We start from the raw sequence: 16019 nt of genomic DNA on the forward strand, positions 1-16019 counted from the left end.
AGGGCAGCGCAGCGTACTCAGCCGATTATCTGATAAAGAGTGAAAAACTATGAGCCTTTCGTTTGTCAGTGAGCAGTTACTCACCGCCAACAAATTGAATCTTGACGATCTCGCCGCTGTGCTGGGGTCGCTTAATGAGCGTCGACTGGACTATGCCGATCTCTATTTCCAGTCCAGCTACCATGAGTCCTGGGTACTGGAAGATCGCATCATTAAAGACGGTTCTTACAATATCGATCAGGGCGTGGGTATCCGTGCGATTGATGGTGAAAAGACTGGGTTTGCTTATGCCGATCAGATCACGCTGAACGCATTGCACCAGAGCGCGCAGGCAGCACGCAGCATTGTGCGGGAACAGGGTACAGGCACGGCGCACACGTTGGGAGCGGTATCGCATCATGCGCTTTATCCAACGTTGAACCCGCTGGATAGCCTGACGCGTGAGGACAAAATTGCGCTGTTGCAGCGTGCCGACACGGTCGCGCGTGCCGCAGATGTGCGCGTGCAGGAAGTGTCAGCCAGCCTGACCGGCGTGTATGAGCTGGTGCTGGTGGCAGCGACGGACGGTACGCTGGCGGCGGATGTGCGGCCATTAGTGCGTTTGTCGATCAGCGTGCTGGTTGAATCTGAGGGCAAACGTGAACGTGGTTCCAGCGGCGGCGGCCTGCGTGGCGGCTATGACTATTTCTGGGAAGTGGCTGACGGCGAAGCACGCGTCGATGCCTGGGCAAAAGAAGCCGTGCGTATGGCGCTGGTTAACCTGTCGGCGGTGGCGGCACCTGCGGGGCCAATGCCTGTGGTGCTGGGTGCTGGCTGGCCGGGTGTGCTGCTGCATGAAGCGGTAGGACACGGTCTGGAAGGCGATTTTAACCGTCGCGGTACGTCAGTATTCAGCGGGCAGATGGGGAAACTCGTTGCGTCAGAGCTGTGCACGGTGGTGGATGACGGCACGCTGACCGGACGTCGCGGTTCAGTTTCGATGGACGATGAAGGCGTTCCGGGGCAATACAATGTCCTGATCGAAAACGGTATTCTGAAAGGCTACATGCAGGACAAGATGAATGCTCGTCTGATGGGCGTTGCGCCAACGGGCAACGGTCGCCGCGAATCTTATGCGCACTTGCCGATGCCGCGCATGACGAACACCTACATGCTGGCTGGGAAGTCCACGCCGGAAGAGATTATCTCCAGCGTCGAATACGGTCTGTATGCGCCAAACTTTGGCGGTGGTCAGGTCGATATCACCTCTGGCAAGTTCGTCTTCTCGACATCCGAAGCATACCTGATCGAAAAAGGCCGTATCACCACGCCGGTTAAAGGCGCAACGCTGATTGGTTCCGGCATTGAAGCGATGCAGCAGATCTCGATGGTCGGCAACGATCTGGCGCTGGATAACGGCGTCGGCGTGTGCGGAAAAGAAGGGCAAAGCCTGCCTGTCGGCGTGGGTCAGCCTACGCTGAAACTGGAAAGCCTAACCGTCGGCGGCACTGCGTAATTCGTGCTGATATCCCTAGATCCCTTTAAAACCGCGCTTTATTAGCGCGGTTTTTTTCTGGGGTTGTTATGTTGTGGAGCACGATATCAGGACACTGCCGCAATAATCGATTTGAGCTGCTTGATGTGTATTTCATCCCGCTGTACCAAAACGTCTTCCTTAATCTTGAGAACAATGCCTTTTAACAGGTCTGTTGTGCTGGAGATGTTTGTCGTGGCTTTTAGTACGTCAATGTCTGTCGCGACATGTCTGCCTTTAAGCGAAAGGCGTTTCTCGGATTTTCCTTTTGCCAAATCACTTTGCAGAAAACGCGGGATATCTTTTGCCGCTGCGCGATCAGCCGCCAACGTATGCAGATAATATTTCATCAGCGTGGGAATAAAATCCGGTTCCCCACCTAATTCGCAACTTGCCAGATTCAGGATGTCTATCATGTGCGCGGGGACCCTGCTTTCCAGCGCTTTACGCTGCACATCCAGTGCTTTCTTAATCATGGGTGTAGACTGATGGGGGATAATGGTAACACTCCCGCAGCGTTCGCAAACACCAACCAAAACTTGTCTCACCACGCTGCTGTTATCGTTGAATGGGACGTCTTTAAGCTGAAACGTCGCAGTTTCAAGTGACTGGCATGTGTTACAGAGAGTGGACTGGGTATCGCCGACTTTGAAAATTTTCATGTCATCGCCTCAATGGTGGACGCTAATAAAGACACAATCCGGCTCGGTAAAATACCATTTGATATACCACGGTATTCCCCGATGGCGGCAGCGGATGATATGAACATCAATATGCGCTGCAAAATGGTGGAGTGAAGAGGAGTAAGACGACCCCCGAAGATTGATAAATAATATCAATGAGTTCTGTTATTGATATTTGTCCGGTTGCCAGTAAATTCTTCGTGCTGATATTCCCTCTGGCCTCATGCAGCACATTACCTGACTGCAAACAGACAATAAGCTGCTTTTTGGCATCCTTGAATCCCATCTCTCACCTGCATTGTACGAATTTATTCGTACGTTATCCATGTGATTTTACTTTCCTGAACGAAGGGAAGAGATATAACGCAAGGATGATGGGATCGGGATGTGTTTTGTATGAAAGAGGGAAACGCCTCGCATTTTCCTCTTTGCAAAACCTACTTTTTTTCCTCGCTATGATTCTGCCGATAGCCCTGATATGTCAGGGCGACGTTTTTGAAGTATTCCGTCATGTAATTAATGCAGACCTGTACTTTTAGCGGCAGGTTGTCTTTGCGGGTGTAGAGCGCGTAGACCGGACGCGGGTCGGAGTGGTAGCGATTGAACAGGATCTCAATTTCGCCGCGATTGATTTCGTCCACGATCCACATGAGCGGCACGTACGCGATGCCCGCACCGGCCTTGAGCCAGCGCACCAGCGTTTGCGGGTCGTTAGTGACAAAGCGCCCTTGTGGTGTGACGCGAGTCGAAATGCCTTCCGGGGCGATGATCTCAAATTCGCTGTCGGGCCGCACGCTGTATTCCAGCCAGGAAAAATTCACCATATCTGCTGGCTTATCCGGCGTACCGTGCTGTGCCAGATAGCTTTTCGCGGCACAGACCACCATCGGCATCGATCCTAAGCGTTTTGAGAATAGGCTGGAATCCTGTAGCGCACCGACGCGGATAACGATATCCAGCCCGTCGGCAATCAGGTCGGGAGCGGGAATGCCGGTGACCAGATTGACGGATAGACCGGGATATTCCTTCAGCATCGCGGCAGTCATGGTGGACAACACATTCTGTGCCATCGTGGAAGAACTACCGATGCGCAGCGTGCCGATCGGCGTGTTGTTGAAGGCATAAAGCTGCTCATGGACCTCATGCGCTTCATGCAGCATGCGGCGACAGCCGTGGTAGTAAATTTTCCCCGCCTCCGTCAAACCAATGCTGCGCGTACTGCGATTAAGCAGCTTAATCTGTAGCTCATCTTCAAGTTTGGTGACGGTCTGGCTGACGGCGGATACGCTCATCTGCAACTGGCGGGCGGCAGCGGTAAAAGAACCAAATTCCACCACGCGGGCAAATACCGACATACTCTTTAGTCTTTCCATTATTCACTCTGGCTTAAAAGTGATTTAGATCACACTATGTAGATAAGGTGATAATAAGCATCCATAATATAGCCTATCCGGTGGTTCTGGGCAGAACAGAGCCATTCAATGATTGTGTTTATTTACCCAATTAGAGTAATACGCTGATTTCCCATCGTTAGTCAGCCCCCGCTGACATCGCTATTCATCAGTTTAACGTTATCCCATCCGTTGGCTGCTCGCCTGCGGGATGAGGCTTTGTTGTCGGTGCTGAAAGGCCGCGCCAGACGACATAATTTACCACCCGGTAGCACACCTGCTCGCTACCGTTATCGATTAGAAAAAGGAAAAGAGGATGAGTTCACTCCCGGTTATGGTGCTGTTCGGGCTGTCATTTCCCCCCGTATTTTTTGTCTTGCTGGTGTCGTTGACCCTGTTCTTTGTCGTGAACCGCCTGCTGCAACCGACGGGTATCTATGACTTCGTCTGGCACCCTGCGCTGTTTAACAGCGCGCTGTTCTGCTGTCTGTTTTATTTACTGTTCCGTTACGGTCTGTGAGGTGTCTGTGAAAGCTTTCTTTTTACCCTTGTTTAGACAGCAGGCCGTGCTGATCAAAAAACTGAGCCGTGTGGTCATCACGCTGGTGATTGTGCTGTGTGCGATTGTAGCAATCTTCCGTGTCTGGGCGTTCTATACCGAATCTCCCTGGACGCGTGATGCCAAATTTACGGCAGATGTGGTGGCGATCGCACCAGATGTCAGCGGGTTATTGACCGATGTTCGCGTCACGGACAATCAGTTGGTAAACAAAGGTGATGTGCTGTTTGTCATCGACCAGCCGCGCTACCACAAGGCCGTGGCGCAGGCGGAAGCGGATGTTGCCTACTATCAGGCGCTAGTGACGGAAAAACGCCGGGAATCCGGTCGTCGGGCGCGGCTGGGCATCAGTGCGATGTCGCAGGAAAATATCGATCAATCCAGTAATGCATTGGAAACCGCCACGCACCAGCTTGCTAAAGCGCAGGCGGTATTATCGCTGGCGAAACTGGAGCTGGAACGTACCGTGGTACGCGCCCCTGCCGATGGCTGGGTCACCAACCTGCATGTGCAAAGCGGTGAGTTTATCGAACGCGGTAATACGGCGGTGGCGCTGGTGAAAAAGGATTCGTTTTACCTTCTGGCGTACATGGAAGAGACCAAACTTGAAGGTGTTCGCCGTGGTTATCGTGCGGAAATCACCCCGTTGGGTAGCGAAAAGATATTCTACGGTACGGTGGATAGCGTGGCGGCTGGGGTCAATAACAGCAGCAACGGTGCGAACACGAAAGGCTTGGCTAACGTGGACTCCAATCTGGAGTGGGTGCGTTTGGCGCAGCGCGTGCCAGTAAAAATCCGTCTCGATCGACAAATGGGCGATCTCTATCCGGCTGGCACGACAGCGACCGTGGTGATTACCGGCGAGCAGGTCAACAACGACAAAAAACCGTCGCCGCTCATTCGCCTGCTTTATCGCCTGCGTGAGTTTGGCTAAGTGAGGCGATGATGAAAACCCCGTCGTTGACAGTATCCAGATTCTATACCACACCGAAGTTTGCGCGTTTTCGCTTTGCCTTCAAGCTGAGCTTTGCGATTGTGCTGTCCCTGTTTCTGGGCTTCCACCTCCAGTTGGAAACGCCGCGCTGGTCGGTGCTGACGGCAGCGATTGTCGCCGCTGGCCCAGCGTTCGCTGCGGGCGGTGAACCGTTTTCTGGCGCGATCCGTCATCGTGGTATTCTGCGTATTATTGGTACGTTTATCGGCTGTATCGGTGCACTTGTCATCATTATCGCCACCGTTCGTGCACCTGTCGTGATGTTGATGCTGTGCTGTATTTGGGCAGGGCTTTGCACCTGGGTTTCCTCGCTGGTTAAAGTCGAAAACGCCTATATCTTCGGGCTGGCGGGTTATACCGCGCTGATTATTATTGTATCGACGCAGGGAACGCCGTTGCTGACGCCGCAGTTTGCCGTGGAACGCTGTAGCGAGATTGTGCTGGGCATCGTCTGTGCCATTTTGGCGGATTTACTGTTTTCGCCACGTTCGATCAAGCAGGATGTTGACCGTAGCATCGGTGAACTGCTGGTGGATCAGTATCGGCTACTGCAACTCAGCATGAGCGGGGCGGAGAAAGAAGCGATAGACGCGGCATGGCACGCGCTGGTGCGTAAAACGACCGCGCTGAACGGCATGCACAGCAGCCTGATGCTGGAGTCTTCACGCTGGCAGAACAGCAATCGCCGCTTAACATCGCTGCATACGCAATCGCTCACGATGATCACACAGGCGTGTGAAACCTATCTGATGTTGCAGGATGTCCCGCCCCCCGTAAAAAGCAGCCTGAAACTGGTGCTGGAGCAGCCTGTTGAGTCGCTCCGCGATGTGCATTGCCGTGTGAAAGCATTACGCCACTTGATTGCGGCGGATAGCCGTGATGTGCCGCCTACGTTGGTCAGTTGGGTTGGCGCGGCAACGCGCTATCTGCTGTTGGCGAAGGGCGTACAGACTAACGGGCGTATTAATACGATAGAAGCTGACGTGCTGAACAGCGAGGTGGAAATTAAAGCGCCTTCGGCTGAAACCCATCATGCCATGATCAACGGTTTACGCACTGGCGTGGCGACGGCGCTGGGCTGCCTGTTCTGGCTAAGCACCGGCTGGACTTCCGGCAGTGTGTGTATGGTGATGATTGCGGTGGTGACGTCGCTTGCCATGCGTTTGCCGAATCCACAGATGATGGCGAAGGATTTTCTTTTTGGGACGATCTACGCGCTGCCGCTGGGTGCACTGATGTTCATGTTTATCCTGCCGTCAACGCAGCAAAGCATGCTGCTGCTGTGCCTGAGTCTGGGAGCGATGGCTTTCTTCCTCGGGCTTGAGGTACAAAAGCGTCGGCTGGGTTCGCTGGGTGCATTGGCTAGCACGATCAATATTCTGGTACTGGATAACCCGATGACGTTCAACATCAGCCAGTTTCTGGACAGCGCGATCGGCCAGATCATCGGCTGTTTTCTGGCGTTGATGGTGATCCTGCTGATCCGGGATAACACCAAGGCACATACGGGGAGAACGTTGTTGAACCGCTTTGTGTATGGCGCGGTCTCGGCGCTGACGACCAACACGGTGCGTCGCAAAGAAAATCACCTGCCCGCGCTGTATCAACAGCTGTTCCTGCTGCTGAGCCGCTTCCCTGACGACATAGCCAAGTATCGCCTTGCGCTGTGGTTGATCATCATGCACCAACGTTTGAGAACGCTGAATATTCCGCAAGACGCGGCGCTGTCTGCCTTTCATCGTCAGATTCGTGCAACCGCGGAGCAGGTAATTTCAGCCCGACGTGATACCACGCGCAGCCGCTATTTCACGCAGCTGTTGGACGAGCTTGAACGTTATCAGCAGATGCTGACAGAGCAGCAACTTCCCCCGAGCGTGACGGCGCCTGTAGGGCGACTAACCGGGATTCTGCGTGATTATCAGCATGCGCTAAGCAGCTAACCTCGGTGGGCGAGACGGTGCGATAACACTAACGATTAATCCGAGAGTGCCGCAGGCCGTGCCCATCCCTTCTATACTGAATTATCCATAACTTCCCTCATAACGTCATGGAATATGACCCTTTTCAGGAGGTAACACGATGTCAGGACAAAATTTGCAGAATCATGAACTGTTTAAAACCGGCTACTTTGCTGCGGGGAAATGGCAGCAGAGCGGAACCACCTTCGAGGTTGTGAATCCGGCGACGGGTGAATCGATTGCCAGCGTAGCGAAAGCGGGAAAGAAAGAGACGCAGGCAGCGATTGACGCCGCCTATGCCGCTTTTCCTGCCTGGAAGCGTAAAACCGCGAAGGAACGGTCTGAAATTCTGTATCGCTGGTACGAACTGATTCTGGAAAATAAACGCTATCTGGCGGAGTTGATGACCGCTGAGCAGGGTAAGCCAGTGCAGGAAGCCGAAGGTGAAGTCGTCTACGCGGCGAATTTCATCCAGTGGTTTGCTGAGCAGGGAAAACGGGCTAACGGTGAGATTATTCCGCCTGCGAAACCCGGATCGAAGATTTACGCCACGCGTGAACCCGTTGGGGTTGTTGTCGCTATTACACCGTGGAATTTCCCGCTGGCGATGCTGACGCGTAAGCTGGGGCCAGCGCTGGCCGCGGGATGTACTGGCGTCATCAAACCCGCGAACAACACGCCGCTGTCTGCGTTTGCGCTGTTGGCGTTGGCACAGCAGGCGGGTGTGCCGGATGGCGTGCTCAACGGCGTGGCGGGCGACACGCAGGCGATTAGCGATACCGTCATGGCGAGCGATAAAGTGCGCAAAATTTCCTTCACTGGTTCGACAGAAGTAGGGAAAACGTTGGTGCGCAACGCCGCAGATACGATGAAGAAAGTGTCGATGGAGCTGGGCGGCAACGCACCTTATATCGTGTTTGATGATGCAGATATTCAGGCCGCGGTAAAAGGCGCGATCGCTAACCGCTTCCGCAATGCGGGTCAGGTTTGTGTCAGCGCCAACCGATTTTATATTCAGGATGGCGTCTACGATGAGTTTGTCTCTCTGCTCGCGGAAGAAGTGAAAAAGCTGAAGGTCGGCAACGGTATGGATGACGGCGTCGTGCTCGGTCCACTGATTGACGATGCTGCCGTTGAGAAGGTGGAAAAGCACGTCAATGATGCGGTGGAAAAGGGAGGCAAGGCGCTTGTTGGTGGTAAACGGCACAAGCTGGGCCACAGCTTCTTTGAGCCGACGGTGATTGTTGATGCCAACGAAGCGATGCTGCTGGCGCAGGAAGAAACGTTTGGTCCGGTTGCTCCCTGTTTCCGTTTCAAAACGGAAGAAGAGGTGATTCAGCGCGCCAACAATACGCCATTTGGTCTGGCCGCCTACTTCTACAGCCAGAATTTGCAGCGTGTGTTCCGCGTAGCAGAAGCGTTGGAGAGCGGCATGATTGGCATTAACGAATGCGCGGTTTCAACCGAGTTAGCACCCTTCGGCGGTGTGAAGGAGTCAGGATTAGGCCGCGAAGGCTCTGTTTTGGGGCTGGACGAGTTTCTGGAAGTGAAAACCTGGCATTTGGGCGGGTTGTAATCTGGGATGCTGTCACGATCGGAATGGATCGTGGGCTCAACGAGCTACCGATAATACATGGGATGAGTGAGGTAGACTCCTCATCCCACGATCGCCGTTAGTCTGTGGTCTCAGCCAGTTCGCGCAGATACTGGAAGATCTGGCGGGCAGATTTCGGCGGCTTATTCGTCGCTTTCTCTTTCTGCGCATTGCGCACCAGAGAACGCAACTGCTGACGGTCAGCGTGAGGATACAGCGCCAGAATATCGGGGACCACATCGTCACCCTCTTCAATTAGACGGTCGCGCAGTTGTTCCAGTTTGTGGAATAACGCCACCTGCTGATTATGACGGTTGTTCAGCTTATCCAGCGCGGTTTGGATCGGCTCTGGATCGCGGGCGCGTAGCATTTTACCAATCAGCTGTAGCTGACGGCGGCGGCCTTCTTTCTTGATCCGCTGCGCCAGTTCCACTGCCGCACGCAGATCGTCGTCCAACGGGATCTTCTCCAGGGCGTTTTTGCCCAGCTCGACCAGTTCCGCGCCGAGATCTTTCAGCGCTTCGGCATCGCGCTTTATTTCACTTTTGCTGACCCAGATAATTTCATCATCTTCGTCGTCTTCTTGGTTATCGGGGACGTCGTTCAGCCAGTCTTCGTATTTTTGCTTCATGGTTGGCTCCTAAAAAGTGTCCAGGAGCAATTCGTAACGCTACGTGTAGCGGCTCCGGGATGGTGAACAGCGTGCCCACCAGAAAAAAGAGGCTGATACTAACAGGTTTGGGCTTTGTGCGAAATTGTCCGTAGATCCTGTTAGACTAGAAAGCATTATGCTACACCATTTTATACTCCTCATACTTCACGTTACCTGTGTTGGCTGCGCGAAGTGTATAGAGTATACGCCCCTTTTGTGCTCGTTGCGGGGATGATGATGGTGAGCTTTCTTCCACTCATTATGGCAGAACAATGACGATAACTACTCAGGTTGCAGAGCAGCGTAAAGCGCTGGAGCTCGCGGTGGCTCAGGCGCTGGAACTGGCGCGTGCCGGTTCTGATGCGGCAGAAGTCGCGGTGTCAAAAACGACGGGCATTAGCGTCAGTACCCGTTATGGTGAGGTTGAAAATGTTGAATTCAACAGCGATGGCGCGTTGGGTATCACGGTTTATCACCAACAGCGTAAAGGCAGTGCATCGTCTACCGATCTCAGCCCGGATGCGATAGCCCGTACCGTACAGGCCGCGCTGGATATTGCGCGTTATACCTCTGTCGATCCTTTTGCTGGCCCGGCGGATCGGGATCTTCTGGCGTTCGACGCGCCGGATCTGGATCTGTTCCATCCAACCGAACTGGATGCGGATCGCGGCATTGAATTAGCCGCTCGCGCAGAGCAGGCGGCGTTACAGGCTGACAAGCGCATTACTAACACCGAAGGCGGCAGCTTTAACAGCCACTACGGCGTGAAGGTGTTCGGCAATAGTCACGGCCTGCTGAAAAGTTACTGCTCTAGCCGTCACTCCATGTCCAGCTGTGTGATTGCCGAAGTGAATGGCGATATGGAGCGGGATTATGCCTATACCGTCGGCCGTGCGTTGGATGACTTGCGCAGCCCGGAATGGGTAGGCGAAGAGTGCGCGCGCCGCACGTTATCCCGCTTGTCACCGCGTAAACTGCCCACCATGCAGGCTCCGGTGATGTTCTCTGCGGAAGTGGCGACGGGCCTGTTTGGCCATTTGGTTGGCGCCATCAGCGGCGGCAGCGTTTATCGTAAATCCACTTTCCTGCTGGATAAGCTGGGTCAGCAGATTCTGCCGGAGTGGCTGACGATTGAGGAACAACCGCATCTGCTGAGAGGGCTGGCCTCTACGCCGTTCGACAGTGAAGGCGTGCGGACGCAGGCGCGTGAAATTGTGAAGGCTGGCGTGTTGCAGACCTGGCTCATGACAAGCTACTCCGCGCGTAAGCTGGGCATGCAGAGCACCGGCCATGCTGGGGGTATTCATAACTGGCGGATTGCCGGACAGGGTCTGGATTTCAACGGTATGTTGAAACAGATGGGCAAAGGCCTGTTGGTGACCGAACTGATGGGGCAGGGGGTAAGCGGTGTGACGGGTGACTATTCCCGTGGAGCATCCGGTTTTTGGGTCGAAAACGGTGAAATTCAATATCCGGTCAGCGAGATTACCATCGCGGGTAACCTGAAAGACATGCTGCGTAATATTGTGACGGTGGGGAATGATATCGAAACCCGAAGCAATATCCAATGTGGTTCCGTTCTGCTGCCAGCGATGAAGATCGCAGGGGAATAAGCCTGCTCTTCGTGAGTAACCGTCGCCGTCGGCAGTGTCCGACGGCTGTTACTCTATCTCTGACTTAGCGGTGGTACTCGCCCGCAGCTTCTGGCTGATAGAGTAGTTCTAGTACTTCAATTCGCGTTTCTTCACCGTTTGGCAATTGCCAGGTGATAGAATTTCCCACATGCATTCCCAATAGTGCCGCACCCAGCGGAGCCATCACCGACAGCGGTTCTTTGCTGTCCTTCACTGCGGCTGGATAAACCAGCGTGCGGATGTGCTCTTCGTTGGTATTCAGATCGCGGAAACGCACCCGACTATTCATGGTGACGACATGTGAGGGAATCGATGCCGAAGGCAGAATGTCCGCCCGATCCAGCTCCTCATTCAACGCCTGTGCGATATCGCTGTCCGCAAAGGCGGGCTGCTCCAATAACTTATCCAGACGTTCTGCATCCAGTTCACTGATTGTCAGGTTAGGTTTCGTCATACTCCTCTCCAGTTGGTATTTTCAGATGATATAAAAATAACCCCCCGCGCCCAAAGGAGCAGGGGGTATAAGAAAATATTATGATTTATATAGATAGATAGTAGGAGGTTCGGAAGGGAAAGTGAAGCGATCCTTGTCACGAAGGTCTGTATATAGTCTGCTAAGGAAATAGCTAGTCTTCGTCGAACCCGGCTTCGAACAGCCCGATGACGGCGGCAAGCGCCTGTTCTTCATCCGGGCCAGTGGCTTCCACCTCAATGAGACGCCCTTTGGCCGAGTCCAGCATCAGCATGGCAATCACGCTGCTGGCTTCGGCTTCGGTGCCGCTGTCATTACGCAGTATCACTTCTGCATCAAAGCTCTGTACCAGCTCGAACAACTTCATGGCTGGGCGAGCGTGCATGCCCAGCTTGTTTTTGATTTCAACCGTTTGCCGAACTGTCATAGATTACCTGACTGTACTGGTTTGCTGACTATTACGAGGGTTTACGTTTTTCCAGCGTACGGTGGCGTGACTGTACGTTCTTACCGCGTGAGCGGAAGTAGTCTGCCAGCTGTTCAGCAACGTAGACGGAACGGTGTTTGCCGCCGGTACAGCCAATGGCGACAGTCAGATAGCTGCGGTTATTGGTTTCCAGCATCGGCAGCCACAGTTCCAGATAGCTGCGAGTCTGGTAGATAAAGTTGTGAACTTCGGTATGCCTGTCGAGGAAAGACGCAACGGGCTTATCCAGGCCGGTCATCGGGCGCAGTTTCGGATCCCAGTGCGGGTTCGGCAGGAAACGTACGTCAAAGACGTAATCCGCATCAATAGGGATGCCGTGCTTGAAGCCGAACGATTCGAACACCATCGTGAGCTCGCGTTCTCGCTTGCCGAGTAGTCGGGTACGCAGCATTTCGGCCAGCTCATGTACCGACATCTCTGAGGTGTCGATAATCAGATCGGCACGTGAACGCAGCGGCTCCAGTAGGTCGCTTTCTTCATCAATGGCGCTTTCCAGTGACAGATTCTTGCTGGAGAGCGGGTGAAGGCGACGGGTGTCGCTGTAGCGACGAATCAGCGTATTGCGATCGGCATCCAGAAACAGCAGTTGAGGCGAGAAGCTGGGTGGCAGTTGCTCCATGGCATGCTCGAAGATCTCTGGGGATTCCGGCATATTGCGCACGTCAATGCTGACTGCTGCGGAAATGTTACGTGCCGCAAGCGTATTAGCCAGTTCTGGCAGTAGAACCACTGGCAGGTTATCTACGCAGTAGAACCCCATATCTTCCAGTGCGCGCAGGGCGACAGATTTCCCTGAACCTGAGCGACCACTGACAATCATCAGCACCATCTGACGACTCCCCTCTGGCAACGTGATGGCGAATTTTCATTGCCACTGTTTTTATAAAGTGATGTATAGCTAAAAAAATGACGGCTTAGCGCATGGATTGCAAGCATTCTCTGAATCCACCGCGAATCGCCCGTCATCGTGAACATGACAACCATCCGGCTTAACCAGCTTCCGTCATAATCTGGTACAGCTCTTCATCGCTTTGCGCTGCACGCAGGCGTCGGCAAACCGTTTTATCCGCCAGCCGCTTGGCAACAAGCGACAGGGTATGCAAATGGGTTTTACATTGTTCCGCCGGAACCAGCAAGGCAAAAAGCAGATCAACGGCCTGATTATCAATGGCATCGAAAGCGATCGGTTGCTCTAACTGGATGAAAACACCGATGGCGCCCAGCGCATTATCGTCTTCCAACTTGCCGTGGGGAATGGCAATGCCGCCGCCGATTCCCGTGCTGCCCATCCGCTCTCGGGTCAGGATGGCATCAAAGATAATCTGCGAAGGAATGTTAAGCTGCCTGGCGGCGAGCTCACTGATAATTTCCAATGCCCGTTTCTTACTCTGGCAGTGGACGGTGCTTCGGGTGCACTCAGGACGTAATACGGTGCTGAGCTGCAATACGGGATCGTGGTTCATTTTATTTTCACTTAACGACGCTTTCACTTCTGGTGATCCCGACCCACCCGATGGATGGGCCGAGTTTGTTCCTTTGCCAAACGGCAAAGGAGAAAATTAGTGCTGCTTGAGTTTATCTTTATGCTTATTGAGCTGTCTCGCCAGCTTATCGATCAATAAATCTATCGCGGCGTACATATCTTCCGCCTCTGAGGTTGCATGCAGCTCGCCGCCATTAACGTGGAGCGTGGCCTCGGCAATTTGCTGAACTTTTTCCACTCTCAATACCACATTGACCTGATTAATCCGGTCAAAATACTGCTCTAATTTGGCAAACTTGCCATTCACAAAATCACGCAGTGGTTCAGTGATATCGATATGGTGTCCGGTAATGTTGAGCTGCATAGTGTCTTCCTTCTCTGTTGAGATCAAATCAGTTGTTTACGCTGATTCGATGGTGGGATAGATAAAGACTCTCGGTATTTTGCAACGGTTCGACGCGCCACGATGATGCCTTGATCGGAGAGCAGCGCTGTCAGCTTGCTATCGCTCAGTGGCTTCACGGGGTTTTCCGCTGCAATAAGCTTTTTCACCAACGCGCGGATTGCCGTTGACGACGCTTCTCCGCCGCTATCGGTATTAACGTGGCTGGAGAAGAAATATTTTAGCTCAAAAATGCCGCGTGGGCTGTGCAGGAACTTTTGTGTCGTCACGCGTGAGATGGTGGATTCATGCATATCCACCGCCTGCGCGATGTCTGCCAGTACCATGGGCTTCATGAATTCTTCGCCCTGCTCGAAGAAATCCTGCTGCTGCTCGACGATACAGCGTGTCACCTTCAGCAGCGTGTCATTGCGACTTTCCAGGCTTTTGATGAGCCAACGCGCTTCTTGCAGATTGCTGCGGATGAACTGTCCGTCGCTGTCGTTGCGTGCGCTGTTGCCCAGCGCAGCGTATTGCTGATTAATCTGCAAACGGGGAACGCTGTCGGTGTTCAGTTCAACGGACCAGATTCCCTGAACTTTACGTACCAGCACGTCAGGGATGACGTATTCGGATTCACCCGTGTTGATCGATTGCCCTGGACGGGGATCGAGCGATTGGATCAGCGCCAGTGCTTCTTTCAGCACCTCTTCTTTCAGGCGCGTGATGCGGATCAGGCTGCGGAAATCATGGTTGGCTAACAGATCGAGATGATCGCTGACGATCAGGCGCGCTTCGGTCAGGCGTGGCGTGTTATCGGCGAACTGAGAAAGCTGCACTAGCAGACAATCGCGCAGGTCGCGGGCGGCGACGCCAACGGGATCGAAGCGCTGCACGCGTTTGAGTACGGCTTCAACTTCTTCCAGCGTCACGTCGTCGTCACCGATGCTGTCAAGAATGTCTTGTAGCGGTACGGTCAGGTAGCCGGTGTTGTCCACTGCATCGACGATAGAGGTCGCGATAGCCGCGTCGGTGTCGGAAAACGGCGTCAACTCAACCTGCCACATCAGGTAATCCTGAAGCGTTTGCGTGGTTTCGCCTTGATAAATAGGCAGTTCTTCATCGCGATAGTCGGTGCCGGTGCCCGACGGTGTGCCTGCGGAGTAGATTTCATCCCAGGTGGCATCGAGCGGCAATTCTTCCGGCATATCTCTTTGTTCAAGGGCTTCACCGGTATCCAGCGAATCGCTGTCTGCCTTTTCAAATGACTCGATTTCGTCGTGCTGATCCGTTTGTTCGAGCAACGGATTACTTTCTAACGCCAGTTGAATCTCCTGTTGCAATTCAAGCGTGGACAGTTGCAACAGGCGGATCGCCTGTTGGAGCTGTGGGGTCATGGCCAGTTGCTGGCTAAGCCTGAGTTGCAAACCTTGCTTCATAAATCGCGCTAACGTCCCATAAGTACTGCAAAGATAAAATATTACCCTATCAGAGTCGGAAGCCTTCGCCCAGATACACGCGTTTTACCTGTTCATCGGCCAGAATATCGGTCGGTGAACCGTGGGCGATCAGGTTACCCTGACTCACGATGTAGGCTCGTTCACAGACATCAAGCGTTTCGCGGACGTTATGATCGGTAATCAACACGCCAAGCCCGCTGTCACGCAGATGCTCAATGATTTTTTTAATATCCAGTACGGAGATCGGGTCTACGCCCGCAAACGGTTCATCCAGCAGGATGAACTTCGGATTCGCTGCCAGCGCACGCGCAATCTCTACGCGGCGTCTTTCTCCACCGGACAGCGATTGTCCCAGACTATCGCGCAAATGAATAATATGGAATTCTTCCATTAGCTCATTGGCACGATCTTCCTGCTGTTCGGTCGTCAGATCTTTACGGATCTGTAACACCGCCATCAGATTGTCATAAACGCTTAAGCGGCGGAAGATAGAGGCTTCCTGCGGGAGATAGCCGATGCCGCGCAGCGCACGTTCGTGCAAAGGAAGCAGGCTGATGTCATCGTCGTCAATGACGATGCGTCCTTCATCACGCGGGACGATGCCCACCACCATGTAGAACGTTGTCGTTTTGCCGGCACCGTTCGGCCCGAGCAGGCCGACGATTTCACCAGAATTCACGGTGAGGCTGACGTTTTCCACGACTTTGCGGCCTTTGTACGCCTTGGCTAGATTTTCTGCGGTTAATGTTGCCATAAC

At 53.6% G+C, this 16019-nt stretch carries 16 protein-coding genes; 6 read left to right on the plus strand and 10 right to left on the minus strand.

Annotation, left to right across the window (positions count from 1 at the left end; all coding sequences use genetic code 11):
- Positions 1–49: 49 nt before the first annotated feature.
- Positions 50–1495, plus strand: coding sequence for a metalloprotease TldD (gene tldD, locus EO763_RS01445; protein ID WP_161527853.1), 1446 nt, complete (start codon positions 50–52; stop codon positions 1493–1495).
- A gap of 86 nt (positions 1496–1581) precedes the next feature.
- On the opposite strand, the gene EO763_RS01450 is transcribed toward tldD, so the two are convergent.
- Both EO763_RS01450 and aaeR read right to left on the minus strand, forming a co-directional pair.
- Positions 1582–2175: a hypothetical protein gene (locus tag EO763_RS01450; protein WP_161527854.1), complete on the minus strand. Its 594-nt coding sequence runs from the start codon at positions 2173–2175 to the stop codon at positions 1582–1584.
- 458 nt (positions 2176–2633) lie between these two features.
- A complete protein-coding gene (gene aaeR / locus EO763_RS01455) occupies positions 2634–3569 on the minus strand; it encodes an HTH-type transcriptional activator AaeR (protein ID WP_161527855.1) in 936 nt (311 codons plus the stop codon).
- Positions 3570–3903: 334 nt separating this feature from the next.
- On the opposite strand from aaeR, the gene aaeX reads away from it, so the two are divergent.
- From aaeX to EO763_RS01475, 4 genes are all read left to right on the plus strand, one after another.
- On the plus strand, positions 3904–4107 hold the full coding sequence (gene aaeX, locus EO763_RS01460) for a p-hydroxybenzoic acid efflux pump operon protein AaeX (RefSeq protein ID WP_005975424.1): 204 nt from the start codon (positions 3904–3906) through the stop codon (positions 4105–4107).
- 7 nt (positions 4108–4114) lie between these two features.
- Positions 4115–5080, plus strand: coding sequence for a p-hydroxybenzoic acid efflux pump subunit AaeA (aaeA, locus tag EO763_RS01465; protein ID WP_161530316.1), 966 nt, complete (start codon positions 4115–4117; stop codon positions 5078–5080).
- Between the two features lie 11 nt (positions 5081–5091).
- Positions 5092–7080 carry a p-hydroxybenzoic acid efflux pump subunit AaeB gene (gene aaeB / locus EO763_RS01470; protein WP_161530317.1) on the plus strand — a complete coding sequence of 663 codons (1989 nt, stop codon included), beginning with the start codon at positions 5092–5094 and terminating at the stop codon, positions 7078–7080.
- A 139-nt stretch (positions 7081–7219) separates the two neighbouring features.
- Positions 7220–8674: an NAD-dependent succinate-semialdehyde dehydrogenase gene (locus EO763_RS01475; RefSeq protein ID WP_103971340.1), complete on the plus strand. Its 1455-nt coding sequence runs from the start codon at positions 7220–7222 to the stop codon at positions 8672–8674.
- A gap of 97 nt (positions 8675–8771) precedes the next feature.
- Here EO763_RS01475 and yjgA read toward each other — a convergent pair whose 3' ends face one another.
- Positions 8772–9323 (minus strand): ribosome biogenesis factor YjgA, encoded by a 552-nt coding sequence (gene yjgA / locus EO763_RS01480; protein ID WP_010296620.1) that lies wholly within the window; start codon positions 9321–9323, stop codon positions 8772–8774.
- A 293-nt stretch (positions 9324–9616) separates the two neighbouring features.
- On the opposite strand from yjgA, the gene pmbA reads away from it, so the two are divergent.
- Positions 9617–10957, plus strand: a complete 1341-nt coding sequence (gene pmbA, locus EO763_RS01485) for a metalloprotease PmbA (protein ID WP_161527856.1) — start codon at positions 9617–9619, stop codon at positions 10955–10957.
- A gap of 64 nt (positions 10958–11021) precedes the next feature.
- Here the strand turns inward: pmbA and rnk are convergent, their stop codons facing one another.
- From rnk to lptB, 7 genes are all read right to left on the minus strand, one after another.
- Positions 11022–11432: a nucleoside diphosphate kinase regulator gene (gene rnk / locus EO763_RS01490; protein ID WP_039493076.1), complete on the minus strand. Its 411-nt coding sequence runs from the start codon at positions 11430–11432 to the stop codon at positions 11022–11024.
- Positions 11433–11604: 172 nt separating this feature from the next.
- On the minus strand, positions 11605–11877 hold the full coding sequence (gene npr, locus EO763_RS01495; protein WP_010296626.1) for a PTS phosphocarrier protein NPr: 273 nt from the start codon (positions 11875–11877) through the stop codon (positions 11605–11607).
- Between the two features lie 31 nt (positions 11878–11908).
- Entirely contained in the window at positions 11909–12766 is an 858-nt protein-coding gene (rapZ, locus tag EO763_RS01500) for an RNase adapter RapZ (RefSeq protein WP_010296630.1), read from the minus strand.
- A gap of 160 nt (positions 12767–12926) precedes the next feature.
- The gene (ptsN, locus tag EO763_RS01505; protein WP_039279069.1) at positions 12927–13400 is read right to left on the minus strand and encodes a PTS IIA-like nitrogen regulatory protein PtsN; all 474 of its coding nucleotides are present in this window, start codon (positions 13398–13400) and stop codon (positions 12927–12929) included.
- A 96-nt stretch (positions 13401–13496) separates the two neighbouring features.
- Positions 13497–13784, minus strand: coding sequence for a ribosome hibernation promoting factor (gene hpf / locus EO763_RS01510; RefSeq protein WP_039354590.1), 288 nt, complete (start codon positions 13782–13784; stop codon positions 13497–13499).
- Between the two features lie 23 nt (positions 13785–13807).
- On the minus strand, positions 13808–15241 hold the full coding sequence (gene rpoN / locus EO763_RS01515) for an RNA polymerase factor sigma-54 (RefSeq protein ID WP_161527857.1): 1434 nt from the start codon (positions 15239–15241) through the stop codon (positions 13808–13810).
- Positions 15242–15290: 49 nt separating this feature from the next.
- Positions 15291–16016 (minus strand): LPS export ABC transporter ATP-binding protein, encoded by a 726-nt coding sequence (gene lptB / locus EO763_RS01520; RefSeq protein ID WP_010296638.1) that lies wholly within the window; start codon positions 16014–16016, stop codon positions 15291–15293.
- Between the last annotated feature and the right edge of the window lie 3 nt (positions 16017–16019).

This window comes from Pectobacterium odoriferum, assembly GCF_009931295.1.
Taxonomy (GTDB): domain Bacteria; phylum Pseudomonadota; class Gammaproteobacteria; order Enterobacterales; family Enterobacteriaceae; genus Pectobacterium; species Pectobacterium odoriferum.

Coding starts and splice junctions, on each gene's coding strand:
- tldD (WP_161527853.1), top strand. CDS start 50: ATGAGCCTTTCGTTTGTCAGTGAGCAGTTACTCACCGCCAACAAATTG.
- EO763_RS01450 (WP_161527854.1), bottom strand. CDS start 2,175: ATGAAAATTTTCAAAGTCGGCGATACCCAGTCCACTCTCTGTAACACA.
- aaeR (WP_161527855.1), bottom strand. CDS start 3,569: ATGGAAAGACTAAAGAGTATGTCGGTATTTGCCCGCGTGGTGGAATTT.
- aaeX (WP_005975424.1), top strand. CDS start 3,904: ATGAGTTCACTCCCGGTTATGGTGCTGTTCGGGCTGTCATTTCCCCCC.
- aaeB (WP_161530317.1), top strand. CDS start 5,092: ATGAAAACCCCGTCGTTGACAGTATCCAGATTCTATACCACACCGAAG.
- EO763_RS01475 (WP_103971340.1), top strand. CDS start 7,220: ATGTCAGGACAAAATTTGCAGAATCATGAACTGTTTAAAACCGGCTAC.
- yjgA (WP_010296620.1), bottom strand. CDS start 9,323: ATGAAGCAAAAATACGAAGACTGGCTGAACGACGTCCCCGATAACCAA.
- pmbA (WP_161527856.1), top strand. CDS start 9,617: ATGACGATAACTACTCAGGTTGCAGAGCAGCGTAAAGCGCTGGAGCTC.
- rnk (WP_039493076.1), bottom strand. CDS start 11,432: ATGACGAAACCTAACCTGACAATCAGTGAACTGGATGCAGAACGTCTG.
- npr (WP_010296626.1), bottom strand. CDS start 11,877: ATGACAGTTCGGCAAACGGTTGAAATCAAAAACAAGCTGGGCATGCAC.
- rapZ (WP_010296630.1), bottom strand. CDS start 12,766: ATGGTGCTGATGATTGTCAGTGGTCGCTCAGGTTCAGGGAAATCTGTC.
- ptsN (WP_039279069.1), bottom strand. CDS start 13,400: ATGAACCACGATCCCGTATTGCAGCTCAGCACCGTATTACGTCCTGAG.
- hpf (WP_039354590.1), bottom strand. CDS start 13,784: ATGCAGCTCAACATTACCGGACACCATATCGATATCACTGAACCACTG.
- rpoN (WP_161527857.1), bottom strand. CDS start 15,241: ATGAAGCAAGGTTTGCAACTCAGGCTTAGCCAGCAACTGGCCATGACC.
- lptB (WP_010296638.1), bottom strand. CDS start 16,016: ATGGCAACATTAACCGCAGAAAATCTAGCCAAGGCGTACAAAGGCCGC.